We start from the raw sequence: 18,276 nt of genomic DNA, 5'->3' as shown, positions 1-18,276 counted from the left end.
AGCAGGGCCGCGGGCGGTATTTGCTGCACCGCGGCAGGCGCCGGATTTGCGAAGTCAAGAATTCATAGGTGTTTTCCCGCCCCGTCAGGCCCGGGCACACTCTGGCGTCATGACGACAACAAGCTCCTCCCCTCCGGCAGCGGGCCCGCTGGCCGGCCTCAAGGTCATCGAGCTCGGGCAGCTCATCGCCGGGCCCTTTGCTGCGCGCACGCTGGGCGACTTCGGCGCCGAGGTCATCAAGATCGAGCCGCCCGGCGGAGGCGATCCGCTGCGCACCTGGCGGCTGCTGAAAGACGGCACCTCCGTCTGGTGGCAGGTGCAGTCGCGCAACAAGCGCTCGCTGGCGCTGGACCTGCGCGAACCCGAGGCGCAGGCCGTCGTGCGCAAGCTCGCGGCCGAGGCCGACGTGCTGATCGAGAACTTCCGCCCCGGCGCGATGGAAGGCTGGGGCCTCGGCCCCGACGAGCTGCTGGCCGCCAACCCCGCGCTCGTGATGCTGCGCATCAGCGGCTACGGCCAGACCGGGCCGTACCGCGACCGCCCCGGCTTCGGCGTGGTGGCCGAGGCCATGGGCGGGCTGCGCCACCTTACGGGCGAGCCGGGCCGCGTGCCGGTGCGCGTGGGCGTGTCGATCGGCGACACGCTGGCCTCGCTGCACGGCGTGATCGGCGTGCTGATGGCGATGCAGCACCGGCATGCGACGGTGAGCGCCGAATATCCGAAGGGCCGCGGACAGGTGATCGACGTGGCGCTCTACGAGGCCGTTTTCAACTGCATGGAAAGCCTGCTGCCCGAGTACGGCGAATTCGGCGCGGTGCGCGAGGCGGCCGGCAGCGCGCTGCCGGGCATTGCGCCGACCAATGCGTACCGATGTTCGGACGGTGGCTACGCGATCGTCGCGGGCAACGGCGACAGCATCTTTCGCCGGCTCATGGCGTGCATCGGCCGGCCCGACCTCGCGGCGAATCCTTCATTGGCCGGCAACACGGGCCGCGTGGCGCAGGTCGAAATGCTTGACGCCGCCATCGGCGACTGGACCGCGCAACGCACGGTCGACGAAGTACTGGCCGCGCTCGACGCGGCGCATGTGCCAGGCGGCCGGATCTACACCATCGCCGACATCGCGGCCGATCCGCACTACGCCGCGCGCGGCATGCTGCAGCAGGTGCAGATGGCTGACGGCAGCGCGCTCGCGGTGCCTGGTTTCGTGCCCAAGCTGTCGCTCACGCCGGCCAGCCACCGGCACAACGCGCCGGCGCTGGGCGCGGACACCGATGCGGTGCTGAAGGAAATCGGCCTGAGCGCCGAGCAGATCGCCGCGCTGCACGAGCGCGGAATAGTGGGCTAGCCGATACGGGCCATTCATGGGCCTGCAATGGCCCCCGTGCGATAAACCGGGCAACAAGGAGAGTCCATGGCAGCAGCGAACAGGCGACAGGAAGCCCCGAGGCGGAACAGCAGCACCCCTGCGCGTGAAACCGAACGCGTCTACGGGACTGCGAAATGGGACTTGTCGAAATTGGACTGCGAGAAGGTGGAGCACCTGCTGCAGCAGCTGCGTCTGCGCCGCATGGCTGCTGAGCCCAAGTTCTCCGACGACGTCATCGTGTGGCCCTCCAGGAGCGCCGTGGCTGGCGGCGCAGAGATGGCGACGCTGAGCGCAATCAATCTCGGCAACGCGGCGGAGGCGCTCGGCCAAAGAGTGGAAGGTCGTGGCATTCCCCGGATGAAGCTCATCAAGCAGCTCGACGACGTGTCCGTGATGCAGGCCAACTCGTCCGCCCTGCTGGCGATGCGCCGCAACACGCCGGGGCTGCGGGTGGCACCCGCCGCATGGGCTTACCTCCAGTACATCCGGCCGCTGGGCGATGAGATGGATTCCAGCGCGATCCAGGTTGCGCCGGGGGCCAAGGTCAAGAGCTTCGAGCTGCATCTTGCGGACCCGCAGGGCAAGCCCGTGCCGGGCGTCCGGGTCAAGGCGCTCGTGGATTGGGACGGCGCGCACGTGCCCGCGGTGACCGACAGCAAGGGAATCGCGAGCCTGGGAATTCCGGTGCTCTATCCGCGGGTGGAAATGATCCTGGTCGAGCCGGAACACACGCACTGGTCGGTCTTCATCAAGGGGTTCGACCGGGTCGCGGCACCGAAGCGATTGAACGTGCAAGCCACGCCGCTGGTGCCCGACAGCTTCCAGCTGCTGGCGAACTACGCGCCATACGACCCCCAGGCCGGAGCGGGCGTGACGGTCGGCGTGATCGACAGCGGCGTCGGGCCGCATGCGGACATCGCCGTGGCGGGCGGCGGCTGTTTCGTCACTGGCGAGAATGCCGCGGATTTTCTCGACAACGGCATCGGGCACGGGACCCACGTCGCCGGCATCATCGCGGGCAAGAAGGCGTCCGCCACCGGCATCTATGGCCTGGCGCCGGCCTGCCGCCTGCTGGCCTATCGCGTCTGCCCGAAGACCGGCGAGCGTGGACGCGCGAAATCGACCGACATTGCCAGCGCGCTCGAACGCGCCATCAGCGACGGCTGCAACATCGTGAACATCAGCATGGGCAGCCTGGAGCCGATGCCGGAGATGCCGGACATCCTCCAGAAGGCGCGCGATGCCGGCGTCGTGGTGTTCGCGGCCACCGGCAACGACGGCCAGCCCCTGCTGCGCTATCCGGCCCGCTACAGCCACACCCTGGCCGTTGGCGCGCTGGGGCGCGACGGAACATTTCCGGCCGACTGCCCCGAGAGCTTTCAGGAGAGCGAGATCCGCCGCAAGAAGGAGTTTGTCGCCGAGTTCTCGAACTACGGGCTTTCGACCGATTTCATCGGCCCCGGCGTGGCGGTGCTGTCGACGTTTCCGGGTGAAAAGTACGCAATGATGTCCGGCACCTCGATGGCCACGCCGTACTCCTCGGGCATGGCGGCCCGTCTGTTGTCAGGGAATTCGAAGCTGCTTAACATGCCTGACGGTCCTGAAAAGGCCGACGCCATCGTCAAGATGCTGTCTCAGACAGCGCAAAAGGTGGGTTGGCCAGCCGAATATGAAGGTTTTGGAGTTCTGAAGTGACAAGCGTCGTGTTGACCTACACAGGCAGCCCCGGCAAGAAATTGTCGGCGCAAGCACGGCTGCGTCGCAGCGTGCCGGGCGCGGTGCTCACGCCGAAGACGAGCACCCTGGTGGAAGCCCAGCTCGACGAGGAGCAACTGGCGGTGCTCGAACAGAACCCGGAATGGGCCGTGTCCCAGCCTACCTTCGCGGAAATCCGCAAACCTGTCTTCAATCTGAAAAACGCACGCGCCAAGCTCGCGAAATAGCCGCAAGGCGCCCATGGCCGCTGGTGGTCATGGAGTTTTTTGGATAGGGAGCTTCATGTCCGATACAGACATCCAGGTCGTGAGCAATTCATGGGCTGGCATCCAGCGTGTTGCCGCAACGCCGAAGCCGCCTGAGTTCTTCAGGGGCCGCGAAGGCTACGTACCCGAGTTCTTCGGGGACACCAATCGTGTGGAACTGCCGTCGATGGGCGACGCCATCTCCATGGACGACATCGCAAAGCTCGAAGACGGCTCCTTCGAGCTCAAGTACCAGCACTTCAGCACGGTGCAATGCATTTCCCGGCGCGTGCCGCTTTACTCGGCGTGCAACATCGACGGGTCGAAGTCGAAGAACGTTCCGCGCCATGACACCTGGAACTACGACGGCCGCATCAGGAAGGAATACCAGATGCTGCGGGAGGCCTACGGCCCCGAGCAGGACAAGAAATTCTCCCGCGGCCACATGACGCGCAGGCAGGACCCGAACTGGGGCTCGCTGGCGACGGCGCAACGGGCCAACATCGACACATTCTTCGCCACCAACGCCTGCCCGCAATGGCAGCCTTTCAACGATGGGCTGTGGGGCGACCTCGAGGACTACATCCTCGGCAATGCCCAGGGCGACGACAAGCGCATCAGCGTCTTCACGGGCCCCATCCTCCGGTCGGGCGACCCGGAGAGATTCGGCATACAGATCCCGCGGGACTTCTGGAAGGTGGTTGCCTTCATCAGCGAGGCGACGGGCGAGCTGAGCGCCATCGCCTACCTGATGAGCCAGGGCACCTATCTCGATTCGGGGGTGGCGCGCGACCTTGAAGACTTCGACACATCGCAGCGTCCGCTCGCGTTCATCGAGGCGGAGACCGGGCTCAAGTTCGAAAGCCTCGAAGGGCGTGACGTGCTCGATGGCGTTGACATCGCGTTCGTCCAGCCCATCCGGCGCTACGCCGATACGAAGCTTCCGGCCTGACTGGAGCGAAGGCGCGGTCGATCAGCCGCGCAGGGATTCGATCAGGTCGATGTACTTCTGCTTGGCCTCGTCGGCGCTCGCACCCTTCTGGGCGGTCCACGCGTCCCACTTGGCGCGCGCGACGATGTCGCTGAAGCCGGGCTTCTTGGCGGTGTTGTCGCCTTCGGTCGCCTGCTTGAAGAGGCCGTAGATCTTCAGCAGCGTCGGGTTGTCGGGGCGCTCGGCGAGCAGCTTGGAGTTGGCCTGGGCGGCTTCGAATTGGGCGTTGAGATCAGACATGGCGGTCGAATTGAAGAAAGCGGAAACTGTGCATCTTAAATTGCACGGTACCCGGTGGTACCAGATTCAGTCCTTCAGCCCCGCCCGCGCCAGCTCCACATCGAGCCGCTCCCGCGCATCGGCCGGCTTCAGCCCTGCAGCCCTTTCATAGAGCCGCGTTGCCTCGCCCATGCGCGATTCGCCGTGCAGCATCAGTTGCGCGCGGGCGTATTCCATCATTCCGGCGGCCGAATGGGGGTGCAGCTCGAGGCCGCGTTCGAACAATTCGAGCGAGGTCTCGGCACGCACGCCGTAGGTCATGCGCCCGACCAGCGCACCGACCTTGTCGATCACCTCGGCGTGGAACGAAGCCAGCGCGAGGTGCGCGTCCGCGTGCCGCGGCTGCAGCTCGATCACGCGCTCCAGCGCTCCCTTGAGCTTGCTGCCCAGTCCCTGCGCCAGCGCACGCGCCACGCTGATGCCCTGGCTGTAGCGGCCCAGTGCGTAGGACTGCCAGTAGAGCGCCTGGCAGTTCTCGGGCTCGGCAGCGGCCTGCGCGCTCGCGCGCTCGATCACCTGGCGGAACATCGCGAGCCGCACGGCCTCGCGCGGCTCGACGTAGTTGGCGTAGATCGCGGTCGCCTGGTTGGCCAGCGCCATCCCTTCGGCGCCCTGCAGCAGGCCGACGGCGGCGGCGCGTTCGAATTCGCCGCTGTGGTACAGCGCCCAGCCTTCGGCGAGCGCAGAGCTTTCGGCCGGCAGCGGCAACTCGTGGCCGGCATGCAGGCGCGGCCAGTGGAGCAGCACGCTGCGGGCATCGAAGCGAGGCACGTCGGCCCAGGGCAGGGGCGTCCAGGGGGCCGCGTCGGCGGTGGCAATCGGGCTGGCAGACATCAGCGAGAGCGGTTTGAAATCGGGGTGGGGCATGGTTGCTAGACCGCCATATCGACCGGGGAAGCCACGGCGCCGGCGCTGCTGCCGGCACCGCTGTTGCTGGAATCTTCGCCGTTGTAGGCATTGCTGAGTGTCAGCAGATGCCGCCGTTGTTCCCGCCCGAGGTAGGGCGCGAGCAGGTGCAGGGTGTGGTGGCCGCCGCGCATCAGCGCTCCCGCCGCATGCGCGGGCTCCAGCGCCTCGCGCGGGTTGCGCACATATTCATAGCTGAGCCAGTAGGTCAGCACCACGACCATGCTCTGCGCGAGCGTGTCGACCTCGTGCGCGTCGATCTCGAGGTGGCCGGCGCGGCTCAGGCCGGCGATCAGCTGGCGGATGGCGCGTGCCTTGTTTTTCAGCACCAGCTGGAACTGGGTTTCCAGCCGCCGGTTCTTGCTGAGCAGGTCGTTGAGGTCGCGGTAGAGGAAGCGGTAGCGCCAGATCAGCTCGAACAGGCTGTGCATGAAGAACCACGCGTCCTCCACGTCGTGCACGCCTTCGCTGGCGTGCAGCAGCTCGTTGAGCTCGATCTCGTAGGCTTCGTAGAGCTTGTTGATCAGCTCTTCCTTGGCCGGGTAGTGGTAGTACAGGTTGCCCGGACTGATGTTGAGTTCGCCCGCCACCAGGGTGGTCGAGACGTTCGGCTCCCCGAAGCGGTTGAACAGATCCAATGCGGCTTCGAGGATGCGTTGCGCTGTGCGGCGTGGCGCCTTCTTTGCCATGTCGGTGCCCCCGGTTGTCTCGTGGTCTCTTGGGGGCACTCTAGCGCATGTGCACCGCACCATGAACGGTGCGGGACATGTTTTGCGGCGCTGAATTTTTGTGCAGTGCCGCAATACCGACCGGTCGGCAGACGGCGCGGGCTGGCTCAGCCGGCTTTGCTGCGGCGCAAGGTTTTCTTGGCGGCGGGCGCAGCCGTCTTGCGGGCCGCGGTCTTGCGGGGAGCGGCGGTGGCGCCCTGCGATTTTTTCAGCTGTGCTTCGAGCGCCTCGACGCGCGCCTGCAGCGCGGCCATGTCGGCGGCGCTGGGGATGCCGAGCTTTTCGAGCGCGCGCGCCACGCGTTCTTCAAAAATGTTCTCCAGCTTGCCCCACTGGCCAGCTGCCTTGGTGCCGAACTCGCTGGCGAAGCCGGCCATGCGCTGCTGGGCCTGGGACAGGGTTTCCTCGGCGGCCTGCTGGGTCTTCTTCTGCATGCCGGCGCCGTCCTTGACCAGCGCTTCGAAGGCCTTGCTGCCTTCCTGCTGCATCTTGGCGAAGGCGCCGAGCCCGGCAAGCCAGATCTGCTGGGCGGAATCCTTGATGCGGTCTGCGGCCTTGCCGTTGCTGTCGTCGTCCTGGGTAGCCATGCGAATGTTCCTTTGCAAACAAGCGGCTGACTCTAGCTGTTCGACGTGCTTTGCATTAGAGCTTCGCGTCTATGGGGCGAAGCCCTGGGAAAGGCTCAGGGCGTTGCGCCCGCCGCGCGGCTCGCGTCGAGATGCGCCTTGGCGCGCTCGGCCAGAGCCATTTCACCAGGCGTGCCGGGCACAAAGGCTTCGACCGGCAGCGGCCGCCCGTGCGAGTCGACCGAGACGAACACGATCAGGCATTCGGTGGTCTTTTCCATCGAGCCGCCCTTCATGTCGCCGCTGCGCACCTCGACCGAGATGTTCATGCTGGTGTTACCGGTGTAGGCCAGGCGGGCCTCCACCTCGACGAGATCGCCGATCATGATCGGCCGGTGAAAGCGGATGCTGCCGATGAAGGCGGTGACGCAATACCGCTTGGCCCAGCTGGTCGCGCAGGCGTAGCCGGCCTCGTCGATCCACTTCATGACCGTGCCGCCGTGGACCTTGCCGCCGAAGTTGACGGTGCTGGGCTCGGCAAGAAAACGCAGGGTGATCGAAGACATGGGGCCGCCTTTTCGAATATGGCTATGAGGTGGGGAGCCGCGATTATGCGAGCGGGCGCACGCTTGCGGCTGCCGCCCGTCGTCCGGGCATGCACGCTCAGTCAGTCGGCGGCTAGCTGCCGCTGAACAACTGCGCCAGGGTGCGCCGCAGCCAGGCATTGCCCGGGTCGGCATGAAAGCGCTCGTGCCAGTGCTGCTTCACGGCATAGGCCGGCAGCGTGAAGGGCGGCTCCAGCAGCTTCACCGGCTCCTGCGTGGCCAGCACCTTGCCGAGGATGCGCGGCACCACCACGATCAGCTCGGTGTGCGCCACGATGCGCGCCACGCTCAGGAAGCTCGACAGCCGCACCACCACGTCGCGCTTCAGGCCCAGCCGCGCGATGGTCGTGTCGACGATGGCGTGCCCGGTGCCCGAGGTCGACACCACCGCGTGCGCCTCCGCCTCGAAGCGCTTGCGCGTGAGCTTCGCGCCGATGCGCGGATGGTTCTGCGCCGCCAGGCAGACGAAGTTCTGCATGAACAGCGTCTGCTGGTAGAAGCCCGCGTCCAGCTGCGGCATGAAGCCCACGGCCAGGTCGACCTCGCCGTCCTGCAGCCGGCGCCCGCTGATCGTCGAAATGATCTCGGTCTCGATGTGCACCCCCGGCGCCGCGCGCCGCAGGTGGTCGAGCAGGCCAGGCAGCAGCACCACCTCGCTGATGTCGGTCATGCAGATGCGAAAGCGCCGCTGCGCCTGCGCGGGCTCGAAGCTGCTGCGGTTGCCCTGGGCCTGTGCCAGCTGGGCCAGCGCCTCGCGCAGGTTCGGATAGATGCGCTCGGCATGCGGCGTGGGCTGCATGCCCTGGGCGGTGCGGGTGAACAGACGGTCGTCGAAATGCGCGCGCAGCTTGTTCAGCGCGGTGCTGGCCGCCGCCTGCGCCATGCCCAGCCGCTCGGCCGCCTTCGAGACGTTGCCGGTCTTGTAGACCTCGTCGAACACGGCGAGCCATTCGAGATCGAGCTTGGACATCCGGGGCTCCTGCGTACGGTGAAAGGCACCATTATCGAAATTTCGAATTCCGTGTATTGGCTACCGGTCTTGAGGAAATAGTGGTCCGGCTCAACAATGCCGCCACGGAGACAACCACGCAATGAAACCCGCGCCTTCCAATGCGGCAGAACGCCGCGACTACTACGCCCGCATCCGCCCGCTGAACCTCACGCCGCTGTGGGAATCGCTGCACGCGCTGGTGCCGCGCGAACCGCAGACGCCCTGCGTGCCCGCGCTGTGGCGCTACGACGAGATCCGCCCGCTGCTGATGGAGTCGGCCGAACTCATCACCGCCGAAGAGGCCGTGCGCCGCGTGCTGGTGCTCGAGAACCCGGCGCTGCCCGGCAACTCGTCGATCACGCAGTCGCTCTACGCCGGGCTGCAGCTCATCATGCCGGGCGAGGTGGCGCCTTCGCACCGCCACGTGCAGTCGGCGCTGCGCTTCATCGTCGACGGCAAGGGTGCCTACACCACGGTGGGCGGCGAACGCACCACCATGTACCCCGGCGACTTCATCATCACGCCCTCGTGGGCCTGGCACGACCATGGCAACGAAGGCATCGGCGGCAGCGTGGAGCCGGTTGTGTGGCTCGACGGACTCGACATTCCGATGCTGCGCTTCTTCGACGCCGGCTTCGCCGAGAACGACGACGCCAAGGTGCAGCACGTGTCGCGCCCCGAAGGCAACAGCCTCGCGCGCTTCGGCCACAACATGGTGCCGGTGCGGCACGACCACGCATCGGCCACCTCGCCGATCTTCAACTACCCCCACGCACGCAGCCGCGAGGCGCTGGCGCAACTGCAGACGCAGGAAGCGCCCGATGCCTGGCTGGGCCACAAGCTGCGCTACATCAACCCGCTGACGGGCGGCTCGCCGATGCCGACCATCTCGACCAACCTGCAACTGCTGCCAAAGGGCTTCGCGGGCAAGACGCACCGCGCGACCGATGGCGCGGTGTACAGCGTGGTCGAAGGCCACGGCACGGCCGAGATTGCCGGCCAGCGCTTCGCGTTCGGTCCACGCGACACCTTCGTGGTGCCTTCGTGGGCGCCGCTGCGGCTGTCGTCGCCGGGCGAAGACACCGTGCTCTTCAGCTTCTCCGATCGCCCTGTGCAGCAGGCCATGGGCATCCTGCGCGAAGCCTTTCTCGAAGACGCCTGAAGCACGGGCGACCCTTCTTTTCTTTTTTTGTTCGACCGTGTGCCGCCACGCGCGGCAGGAGCCTTCATGTCCTTCGTCTTCACGCCTCCCTCCATCGTCGGCCTGCCCATCGTGGGCTCCGACCAGCAGTTCCCCGTGCGCCGCGTCTACTGCGTCGGCCGCAACTACGCGGCCCATGCCCGCGAGATGGGCTTCGACCCCGACCGCGAACCGCCTTTCTTCTTCTGCAAGCCGAACGACGACGCTTCCGTGGTGCCGGTGTTCGACGGCAAAGGCGCGTCCATTCCCTACCCGCCGCTCACGAGCAACTACCACTACGAGGCCGAGCTGGTGGTCGCCATCGGCAAGAGCGGCAAGAACATCCCCGTCGACCAGGCCGCCAGCCACATCCACAGCTACGCCGTGGGCCTGGACATGACCCGCCGCGACCTGCAGATGAAGATGCGCGAGCAGGGCCGTCCGTGGGAAATCGGCAAGGCCTTCGACTTCTCCGCGCCCATCGCGCCGCTGCGCACGCTGGCCGACGTGGGCGAGATCAACGCCGGCGCCATCGTGCTCGAAGTCGACGGCCAGGTACGCCAGAACAGCGACATCACGCACCTGATCTGGTCGGTGAACGAAGTCATCGCCAACCTGTCGACGCTGTTCACGCTGCAGCCCGGCGACCTGATCTTCACCGGCACGCCCGAAGGCGTGGGCGCGGTGAAGCCCGGCCAGACGATCAAGGTGAGCATCGACCGCCTGCCTTCGCTGACCGTGCAAATCGACTGATCTTCTTCACCGCACAGGCCCGCCATGACCCCATCGAAGAACCCTCCCACCGTGCTGCTGGTCGGCGGCGGCATCGGCGGCATGGCCGCGGCGCTGGCGCTTGCGCGCCTGGGCGTTTCCATCGACCTGCTCGAACAGAGCGCCACCATCGGCGAGATTGGCGCCGGCCTGCAGCTCGGCCCCAATGCCTTCGCCGCGCTCGACGCGCTGGGCGTGGGCGAGGCGGTGCGCCGGGGCTCGGTGTTCACCGACAGGCTGGTGATGATGGACGCGGTCGATTGCGGCGAAGTGGCCTCGGTGCCGGTCGGCGAAGCCTTCCGAGCGCGCTTCAAAAATCCCTATGCGGTGAGCCACCGCGCCGACCTGCACGGCGCGATCCACGAAGCCGTGAAGCAGCATCCGCTGATCCGCTTCCATACCTCGGCGCAGGTTGAAGCTATCGATATGGGCGCGCAAGGCGTCACGGCCGTCACGAGCGACGGCCGTCGCTTTCAGGCCGACGCCATCGTCGGCTGCGACGGCGTGAAGTCGGTGGTGCGCGGAAAACTCATCGGCGATGCGCCGCGCGTGTCGGGCCACGTGGTCTACCGCGCCGTGGTGCCCGCGGCCGACATGCCGGCCGACTTGCGCTGGAACGCGCCCGTGGTCTGGGCGGGCCCCAACTGCCATCTGGTGCACTACCCGCTGCGCCATGGCGAGCAATACAACCTGGTCGTCACCTTCCACAGCCGCGAGCAGGAAGAGTGGGGCGTGACCGACGGCAGCAAGGAAGAAGTGCTCTCGTACTTCGAGGGCGTGCATGCGCGCCCGCGCCAGCTGCTCGACCGCCCGACCTCGTGGCGCCGCTGGAGCACCGCCGACCGCGATCCGGTCGAGCGCTGGAGCGAGGGCCCGGCCACGCTGCTGGGCGATGCGGCGCATCCCATGATGCAGTACCTCGCGCAGGGCGCCTGCATGGCGCTCGAAGACGCGGTGACGCTCGGCGAGGCGGTGAAGGCCAGCGGCTTTGACATGGCTGCCGCGTTCAAGCTCTATGAAGCGGCACGCATCGCCCGCACGGCGCGCGTGGTGCTGTCGGTGCGCGAGATGGGGCGGCTGTATCACGCCAAGGGCGTGGAACGCCTCGTGCGCAACAGCCTGTGGGTCGGCCGCTCGCCCGAGCGCTTCTACGATGCGGTCGAATGGCTCTACGCCTGGCGGCCCGAGCATTGCCTGGACGATGCGCCCGAGGCGCTGCGGCCCGCGACCATGGCGGCGAACGAAGCGGCTGCCGCGCTTTCGCCGCACTGACACCCGTTGCTTTCATCATTCATAACTAACCATCGAGGCCAAAAAGGCCCAGGAGACAAGACATGAATTTTTCGTGCGCATTGCTGACAGGCGTCCTTGCCCTGACGGCGGCGACAGGCGCCATGGCGCAAGCCGGCGACTTCCCCAACAAGCCGGTGACCCTGGTCACCCCCTTCGCGGCCGGCAGCGGCCCCGACGCGGTGCTGCGCCTGGTCTCCGACAAGCTCTCGCGCCTGTGGGGCCAGCGCGTGCTGATCGACAACAAGCCCGGCGGCGGCGGCTTCATCGCCATCGACCAGGCCCGCCGCGCCGCGCCCGACGGCTACACGCTGCTGCAGCTCGACAGCGAGCACATCGCCGCGCTGCCGCACCTGTACAAGTCGCGCAACTTCGTGACGCTGCAGCACTTCGACCCGGTGGCGTCGCTCTTTCGCACACCCTTCTTCGTGGCCGTGGCCACTGATTCGAAGTGGAAGAACATGAGCGACCTGATCGCCGCCGCCAAGGCCAACCCCGACGGCATCGTCTACGGCTCGTGGGGCGTGGGCAGCCCGGGCCACCTGGGCGCGCAGCAGCTCGAGGCGCTCACCGGCATCCACATGCGCCACGCGCCGTACCGCGAGGTGTCGCAGCTGTTCTCCAACGTGGGCGCCGGCGAGGTGCCTTGGAGCTTCGCGAGCATTCCGTCGAGCCAGGGCATCTACAAGGCCGGCAAGCTGCGCTACCTCGCCATTGCCGCGCCCAAGCGCATTCCGCAGATGCCCGACGTGCCGACCATGGCCGAGGCCGGCGGCCCGGCCTCGCTGGAGGTGAATTCGTTCGTGTCGCTGCTCGCGCCCAAGGGCGTGCCGGCGGCCGTCAAGGCGAAGATCAATGCCGACGTGGCCAAGGTCATCGCCGACCCCGAAATCCGAGCCCGCTTCGACACCTTCGCCTTCGAGCCGCTGGCCTGGTCGCCCGAGGAAATCGAGCGCAACGCCGAGGCCAAGTCGAAGGTGTATGGCGAGCTGGTGCGCAGGGGCAACATCAGCTTGGATTAACGGGGGCGTGGCTTGCCCGCTGTCTCACTCGACAGTTAAGCTGACCCTCTTTGTTTTTTGACAACTTTTTCACACTTCTTTTCATGCAAGCCACCAAGAGAGCTCTCCTGATTGCCTGCGGCCTGGCTGCTGCCGCCGTTGCGCTGCCACTGAGCGCCAATGCAGAGAACGCCGCCTGGCCTACCAAGCCGATCCGCCTGCTCGTGGGCTTCCCGGGCGGCTCCACGCCCGACATCGCGGCGCGCACCATCGCCGAGCCGCTGTCGAAGGCGCTGGGCCAGCCGATCGTGGTCGACAACAAGGCCGGCGCCTCGGGCAACATCGCGGCCGACCAGGTGGCCAAGGCCACCGACGACCACACGCTGGGCATCGTCATCAACGGCAATCTCACGTCGTCGAAGATGCTGTACGCCAGGCTGCCGTACGACCCGGTGAAAGACTTCACCTACCTGTCGCTGATCGCAACCGCGCCGCTGGTGCTGGTGGCGCAGAACAACCTGCCCTCGGGCACCGCCTTCTTCGACGAGGGCCGCAAGGCCGGCGACAAGTGGAACTACGGCTCGGTGGGCATCGGCTCGGTCGGGCACCTGGGCATGGAACTGCTCAAGACCCGCGTGCCCGGCTTCAAGCCCGAGCACGTGCCCTACCAGGGCAACCCGCAGGTCATCACCGCGATGCTGGGCGACCAGGTGCAGATGGGCCTGATCCCGCCGGGCGTGGCCATGCCGCAGATCAGGGCCGGCAAGCTCAAGGCCATCGGCCTCACCGGCGGCCGCAGCGCGCTGGTGCCCGAGATCCCGCCGCTGTCGGAGGCCGGCGTGAAGGACTTCAACCTCGAGGTGTGGGTGGCGCTGCTGGGCCCGGCCAACCTGTCGAAGGCGGCGCAGGCGCGCATCAGCCGCGAACTCGAAGTGGTCATGAAGAACCCGGACGTGCGCCGCAAGCTCTTCGAGCAGGGCTGGCAGGCCGTGGGCACCTCGCCGGACGGCATGCGCACGCGTGTGAACGAAGAGGCGGCGATCATGAGCAAGATCATCTCGGCCCGCGGAATCAAGCTGCAGTAATGACTACGTCTCCCACAACATTGCATGAACCGGCGCGCGAGTTGCCGGTATTCGGCGAATACGACGTGGTGGTGGTCGGCGGCGGCCCCGCCGGCATTGCCGCTGCAGTGAGCGCCGCACGCCACGGCGCCAACACGCTGCTGGTGGAGCGCTACGGCTTTCTCGGTGGCATGGGCACTGCAGGCGGTGTTACCAACTTCGCGGGCCTGTACGGCAAGCGCAAGGGCGAGATGACGCAACTGGTGCGCGGCGTGGTCGACGAATTGATCGACCGCATCGCCGGGCTCAACGGCATGAACCAGCCGCAGAACGGCATGGGCGGGCGCATCTGCGTGCGCTCGTACGACACCTCGGCCTACAAGCTGGCCGCCGACCAGTTGCTCGACGCCGCGGGCGTGAAGCTGCTGTTCCATGCGTACGCGGCCGCGGTAATCCGCGACGGCAACCGCATCGCGGCGCTGGTGGTCGAGACCAAGTCGGGCCGCCAGGCCATCCGCGCCAACGCCTTCATCGACGCCAGCGGCGATGCCGACGTGGCGGCCTTTGCCGGCGTGCCCTTCGAAGTGGGCGACGGCCATGGCAGCGGGCTCTTTCCGACCACCATGTTCCGCATCGGCCAGGTCGACGCACCGGCCGCGCTGGAGGCGGTGGGCGAGTTCAAGGCCATCAACGACTACATGGCGCGCACCGAGCAGCAGAAGCCGGGCGTCTACAAGTTTCCGCGCGAGGGCGCCATCCTGCGGCCCAACAAGGACCCGCGCGAATGGCGTGCCAACGTCACGCAGATCCGCAATGCCCAGGGCCGCGCGATGAACGGCGTCGATGCGCGCGAACTCACCGAAGGCGAACTCGAAGGCCGCCGCCAGATCAGCGAGTACTTCAAGTTCCTGAAGGCCGAGGTGCCGGGCTTCGCGCAGTCGTCCATCGTGGAGATCGCGCCGCAGGTCGGCATCCGCGAGACGCGGCGCATCCAGGGTCTGTATGCGCTCGGGCGCGAGGACATCCTGGGCTCGGCGAAGTTCGACGACAACATTGGCCTGAATGCCTGGCCGATGGAAATGCACGCCGACGGCCGCATCGAATGGGCCTTTCCGCGCGACGAAGCCAACGCCTACAACCACCTGCCTTGGCGCATGCTGGTGCCGCAGACGCTCGACAACCTGCTGGTGGCCGGCCGCTGCGCATCGATGACGCACGAGGGCCAGTCGGCCGCGCGCGCGAGCGGTGGCTGCTTTGTCATGGGGCAGGCCGCGGGCACGGCGGCAGCGTCGCTGGGCGGCGGCGCCTGCGCGAAGGTCGATGTGCCGGCCCTGCAGAAAAAGCTGGCCGCCGACGGCGCCGACCTCGACCGCTGAGCACGGCGGCGCGCTAGAGTCCGGGGCAAGATGAACTCGACCCCCGGACGAAACGTGAACCTTCTTTCGTTGTCGATCACCGCGCGCCGCGGCTTCCTGGCTCTTTCATGCGCCGCGCTCGGCCTGATGCAGTGGGGCTGCGCCAGTACGCCCGAGGGCGAGCCCGTTCATGGCAAGGACGCGATGGTGAGCTTTCTCGCGAGCAAGGACGGCCGCAAGCTCGTCATTGCCGGCGAGAAGTACCACTACGTATTCGACGGCGACCCGGGTGTGGCCACCATCCTGCGGTGGGAAGGTCGCACCAAGATCTCGCCCGCCCTGGTCGGCGAGTTGAAGGTGGCGCGCAACCAGAGCCTCGAAGGCCAGTACGTGCTGATGGTCTTCGACACCGACCTGACGCCTGACGACCAGGCCTTCCTGATCCAGACCGGCTTCGCGAGGACCGAAGTGAAATACGGCGACCGCACCGGGCCGGCGCTGCGCTACTTCGGCAGCGTCAAGGGCCGCCGCTACGAGGCCGGCGTGCTGAAGCAGGACGAGGCGGTCGACTTCTCCCGGACGCAGTACCTCAAGTACGTGGAGCAGGAAACGGCCAGCGGCCCCGCCGACAAGGCCGCGCCGACGCCGCTGTCTCGAGCCGCCGATGGCTCGCTGGTGCTGGGTGGGGCGCCGTTGTCCGTGGTGCAGGGCGGAACGGACTACAGCTGCCGGGCCCGTTTCATGGATATCTGCTTCTTCAAATAGCAGTCGCTGACCGGCCCGCGACAGCCTGCGGGCGCGGCCTTTGCTATGGTCCAGGGTTGCTTTCTGCCAGGTTTTTGACCGCTTTCCCCCCGATGACCACCGATTCCGCCACCGCCTCCCGCATAGTCAACGAACTCGTCGCGCTCATGCAGCTCGAGCCACTGGGCAACGACCGCTTCCTGGCCCAGAGCGAGGACATCGGCACGCCCGCCGTGTTCGGCGGCCAGGTGCTGGGCCAGTCGCTGATGGCGGCCAGCCTCACGGTCGGCGCCGAGCGCCCGGTGCATTCGATGCACGCCTACTTCCTGCTGCCGGGCGAGCACGCACCCATCGAGTACAGCGTAGACCGCGTGCGCGACGGCCGCAGCTTCACCACCCGCCACGTGGTGGCGCGCCAGCAGGAGCGCATCATTTTTGAAATGTCGGCCTCGTTCCAGACCGTGGACGAAGGCGTCGAGCACCAGTTCGACATGCCCGAGGTGGCCGGCCCCGAAGGCCTCGTCAGCGAACTCGACCAGCGCATCGCCCTCGGCGACCGCCTGCCCGAGCCCTGGCGCTCCAAGGCGATCCAGCCGCACGGCATCGAATACCGCCGCGTCGACCCCGAAGACCTGATGGCACCGCTGCCGCGCCCGGCGGCGTCGCAAAGCGCCATCTGGATGCGCGCCATCGCGCCGCTGCCCGACGATCCGATGGTGCACCGCGCGCTGCTGGCCTACGCCTCCGACCACGGCCTGCTGCGCGCCGCGATGCTGCCGCACGGCCTGAGCTTCATGAGCGGCCAGGTGCGCCCCGCGAGCCTCGACCACGCGATGTGGTTCCACCGCGATTTCCGCATGGATGACTGGCTGCTGTACGTGCTCGATTCGCCCAGCGCGGGCGGCGCGCGCGGCCTGTGCCGCGGCAGCCTCTATGCGCGCGACGGCCGGCTCGTGGCCTCGGCCGCGCAAGAGGGCATGCTGCGCATCAGGAAGCCGGCGTAGTCACAGTGCACGCCTGAAACACAAGCTCTCATCACCATGAAAATCTTCTTCTCTCCCGCTTCCCCCTTCGTGCGCAAGTGCATGGTCGTGGCGCACGAGCTCGGCATTGCAGACCGCATCGAGAAGCTGCCGAGCGCGGCCGGCCCCGTGAAGCGCGACGCCACCATCATCCCGAAGAACCCGCTCGGCCAGGTGCCGACCTTCATCACCGACGACGGCCAGGTGCTGTTCGACAGCCGCGTGATCTGCGAGTACCTGAACGCCACGCAGTCGGGCAAACTGTTTCCGGCAGACGGAACCGCGCGCTGGGCGCGCCTGACCGAACTCGCGCTGGCCGACGGCATGACCGGCGCAGCATTGCTCGCCCGCTACGAGAGCGTGCTGCGCCCTGAGGAACTGCGCTGGGCTGACTGGACCGATGGCCAACTCGCCAAGGTGCGCACCGGCCTCGAATGGCTCGAGACGGCTGCGCCTTCGTTCGGTGATCGTGTCGACATCGGCACCATCGCTTTCGGGTGCGCGCTGGGCTACATGGACTTCCGGTTTCCTGCCGTCGACTGGCGCGCTGAGGCGCCGAACAGTGCGAAGTGGTTCGAAGCATTCAACCAGCGTGCGTCGATGCGGGCTACTTTGCCTCCGGTTTAGGTTTCGTTCGTTTCGGGGCGCAATCCCGCCGACGGGGTGCTCTGTTTCGCGAATGTCCCCCGGCCTTCGGCCTCCTCCTTTATTTCGCGAAACAGAGCACCCCATCGACGTGATCGATCAGAGCGGTGGTTGATCGCCCCGAACAACAAAAGCCTGAATGGCCAACGAGAACACGGTGATGAGTGTCAGTGGGCGCGCAGAACCTCGCGGCCACCGTCTTCGCACTGTTCGTTTGCAGAGCCTGGCAAACCGCCGACGCGAAGAGGCATCCCTATTTCAGCCCGCGCGATGAAACGCGGGTTGATTGCACTGCTGACTGCTTGCGCAGTCTCGGGAGCATCCACAGCATCTCCTGCGAAGTACGAGCCTGGTTTTCAGGAGGTATTGACCGCCTTGGCGCAACGCTCCGGGATACCTGAGGACGAATTGCGCGGCCTTCTGTCTCGTTGCGAGGCAAGTCAATCAGCGATGAATATTTGCGCGTATCGCGATGTCGTTGTGGCTGACCTGAAACTGAAGCACGCCTTAGCCAGCAAGGTGCAGCAGTTGCCGGCCTGCAAGGAGCGTCTCGAAGCCAGGATCGCCCGCTGGGAAGTCGTGCGCGACCAGGGATGCAAACGCAACGCGGCGAAGGACTATGGCGGTGGATCGCTGGAGCAGACGGCGGAGTCCATGTGCGTTGAGCACGAGATCGTCCAGATGACGAAACAGGTTGAACGTCAGCGCACCTGCAAGCAGTAGGCCTTTGAATGCCTGCACAACGGCCGCGCCCATGTGCGAATGGCATCGGGTGCTCCCCGCAGCGAAATAAAGGAGGAGGCCGCAG

At 66.8% G+C, this 18,276-nt stretch carries 20 protein-coding genes; 14 read left to right on the top strand and 6 right to left on the bottom strand.

The window, feature by feature from the left end; translation table 11 throughout:
• Window positions 1-109: 109 nt before the first annotated feature.
• The 4 genes from NWF24_RS29970 to NWF24_RS29955 all read left to right on the top strand — a co-directional run bounded on the left by NWF24_RS29970 (window position 110) and on the right by NWF24_RS29955 (window position 4,282).
• Window positions 110-1,348 carry a CaiB/BaiF CoA transferase family protein gene (locus NWF24_RS29970; protein WP_258351702.1) on the top strand — a complete coding sequence of 413 codons (1,239 nt, stop codon included), beginning with the start codon at window positions 110-112 and terminating at the stop codon, window positions 1,346-1,348.
• Between the two features lie 66 nt (window positions 1,349-1,414).
• The gene (locus tag NWF24_RS29965) at window positions 1,415-3,064 is read left to right on the top strand and encodes a S8 family peptidase (protein ID WP_258351701.1); all 1,650 of its coding nucleotides are present in this window, start codon (window positions 1,415-1,417) and stop codon (window positions 3,062-3,064) included.
• On the top strand, window positions 3,061-3,312 hold the full coding sequence (locus NWF24_RS29960) for a hypothetical protein (RefSeq protein ID WP_258351699.1): 252 nt from the start codon (window positions 3,061-3,063) through the stop codon (window positions 3,310-3,312). The genes NWF24_RS29965 and NWF24_RS29960 overlap by 4 nt, the downstream gene beginning before the upstream one ends.
• Before the next feature lie 55 nt (window positions 3,313-3,367).
• A complete protein-coding gene (locus tag NWF24_RS29955; protein WP_258351697.1) occupies window positions 3,368-4,282 on the top strand; it encodes a DNA/RNA non-specific endonuclease in 915 nt (304 codons plus the stop codon).
• 21 nt (window positions 4,283-4,303) lie between these two features.
• On the opposite strand, the gene NWF24_RS29950 is transcribed toward NWF24_RS29955, so the two are convergent.
• From NWF24_RS29950 to NWF24_RS29925, 6 genes are all read right to left on the bottom strand, one after another.
• Window positions 4,304-4,561 (bottom strand): acyl-CoA-binding protein, encoded by a 258-nt coding sequence (locus NWF24_RS29950; RefSeq protein WP_258351696.1) that lies wholly within the window; start codon window positions 4,559-4,561, stop codon window positions 4,304-4,306.
• A gap of 66 nt (window positions 4,562-4,627) precedes the next feature.
• On the bottom strand, window positions 4,628-5,467 hold the full coding sequence (locus NWF24_RS29945; RefSeq protein ID WP_258351695.1) for a hypothetical protein: 840 nt from the start codon (window positions 5,465-5,467) through the stop codon (window positions 4,628-4,630).
• A 5-nt stretch (window positions 5,468-5,472) separates the two neighbouring features.
• Window positions 5,473-6,195, bottom strand: coding sequence for a TetR/AcrR family transcriptional regulator (locus tag NWF24_RS29940; protein ID WP_258351694.1), 723 nt, complete (start codon window positions 6,193-6,195; stop codon window positions 5,473-5,475).
• 146 nt (window positions 6,196-6,341) lie between these two features.
• Window positions 6,342-6,821 (bottom strand): phasin family protein, encoded by a 480-nt coding sequence (locus tag NWF24_RS29935; protein WP_093175397.1) that lies wholly within the window; start codon window positions 6,819-6,821, stop codon window positions 6,342-6,344.
• 95 nt (window positions 6,822-6,916) lie between these two features.
• A complete protein-coding gene (locus tag NWF24_RS29930) occupies window positions 6,917-7,366 on the bottom strand; it encodes an acyl-CoA thioesterase (protein ID WP_258351693.1) in 450 nt (149 codons plus the stop codon).
• Between the two features lie 112 nt (window positions 7,367-7,478).
• Window positions 7,479-8,375, bottom strand: coding sequence for a LysR family transcriptional regulator (locus NWF24_RS29925; protein WP_093053751.1), 897 nt, complete (start codon window positions 8,373-8,375; stop codon window positions 7,479-7,481).
• Between the two features lie 121 nt (window positions 8,376-8,496).
• Here NWF24_RS29925 and gtdA point away from each other — a divergent pair, with 121 nt between their 5' ends.
• The 10 genes from gtdA to NWF24_RS29875 all read left to right on the top strand — a co-directional run bounded on the left by gtdA (window position 8,497) and on the right by NWF24_RS29875 (window position 18,191).
• Window positions 8,497-9,558, top strand: a complete 1,062-nt coding sequence (gene gtdA / locus NWF24_RS29920) for a gentisate 1,2-dioxygenase (protein ID WP_258351692.1) — start codon at window positions 8,497-8,499, stop codon at window positions 9,556-9,558.
• Between the two features lie 66 nt (window positions 9,559-9,624).
• Window positions 9,625-10,329 (top strand): fumarylacetoacetate hydrolase family protein, encoded by a 705-nt coding sequence (locus NWF24_RS29915; protein WP_258351691.1) that lies wholly within the window; start codon window positions 9,625-9,627, stop codon window positions 10,327-10,329.
• 24 nt (window positions 10,330-10,353) lie between these two features.
• The gene (locus NWF24_RS29910; protein WP_258351690.1) at window positions 10,354-11,619 is read left to right on the top strand and encodes a 3-hydroxybenzoate 6-monooxygenase; all 1,266 of its coding nucleotides are present in this window, start codon (window positions 10,354-10,356) and stop codon (window positions 11,617-11,619) included.
• 62 nt (window positions 11,620-11,681) lie between these two features.
• On the top strand, window positions 11,682-12,659 hold the full coding sequence (locus tag NWF24_RS29905) for a Bug family tripartite tricarboxylate transporter substrate binding protein (RefSeq protein WP_258351689.1): 978 nt from the start codon (window positions 11,682-11,684) through the stop codon (window positions 12,657-12,659).
• A gap of 83 nt (window positions 12,660-12,742) precedes the next feature.
• A complete protein-coding gene (locus NWF24_RS29900) occupies window positions 12,743-13,723 on the top strand; it encodes a Bug family tripartite tricarboxylate transporter substrate binding protein (RefSeq protein WP_258351688.1) in 981 nt (326 codons plus the stop codon).
• A complete protein-coding gene (locus NWF24_RS29895; protein ID WP_258351687.1) occupies window positions 13,723-15,078 on the top strand; it encodes an FAD-dependent oxidoreductase in 1,356 nt (451 codons plus the stop codon). Before NWF24_RS29900 ends, NWF24_RS29895 begins: the two co-directional genes overlap by 1 nt.
• 54 nt (window positions 15,079-15,132) lie before the next feature.
• Window positions 15,133-15,822 carry a hypothetical protein gene (locus NWF24_RS29890; RefSeq protein ID WP_258351686.1) on the top strand — a complete coding sequence of 230 codons (690 nt, stop codon included), beginning with the start codon at window positions 15,133-15,135 and terminating at the stop codon, window positions 15,820-15,822.
• A 92-nt stretch (window positions 15,823-15,914) separates the two neighbouring features.
• Window positions 15,915-16,805, top strand: coding sequence for an acyl-CoA thioesterase (locus NWF24_RS29885; RefSeq protein WP_258351685.1), 891 nt, complete (start codon window positions 15,915-15,917; stop codon window positions 16,803-16,805).
• Window positions 16,806-16,841: 36 nt separating this feature from the next.
• Window positions 16,842-17,450, top strand: coding sequence for a glutathione S-transferase (locus NWF24_RS29880; RefSeq protein WP_258351684.1), 609 nt, complete (start codon window positions 16,842-16,844; stop codon window positions 17,448-17,450).
• 393 nt (window positions 17,451-17,843) lie between these two features.
• Window positions 17,844-18,191, top strand: coding sequence for a lysozyme inhibitor LprI family protein (locus NWF24_RS29875; protein WP_258351683.1), 348 nt, complete (start codon window positions 17,844-17,846; stop codon window positions 18,189-18,191).
• The last annotated feature ends 85 nt before the right edge of the window (window positions 18,192-18,276 follow it).

The sequence above is a fragment of the Variovorax paradoxus genome, assembly GCF_024734665.1.
Taxonomy (GTDB): domain Bacteria; phylum Pseudomonadota; class Gammaproteobacteria; order Burkholderiales; family Burkholderiaceae_C; genus Variovorax.
The sequence above is the reverse complement of the archived record's forward strand: the minus strand, read 5'-3'. Positions and strand labels throughout refer to the sequence as shown.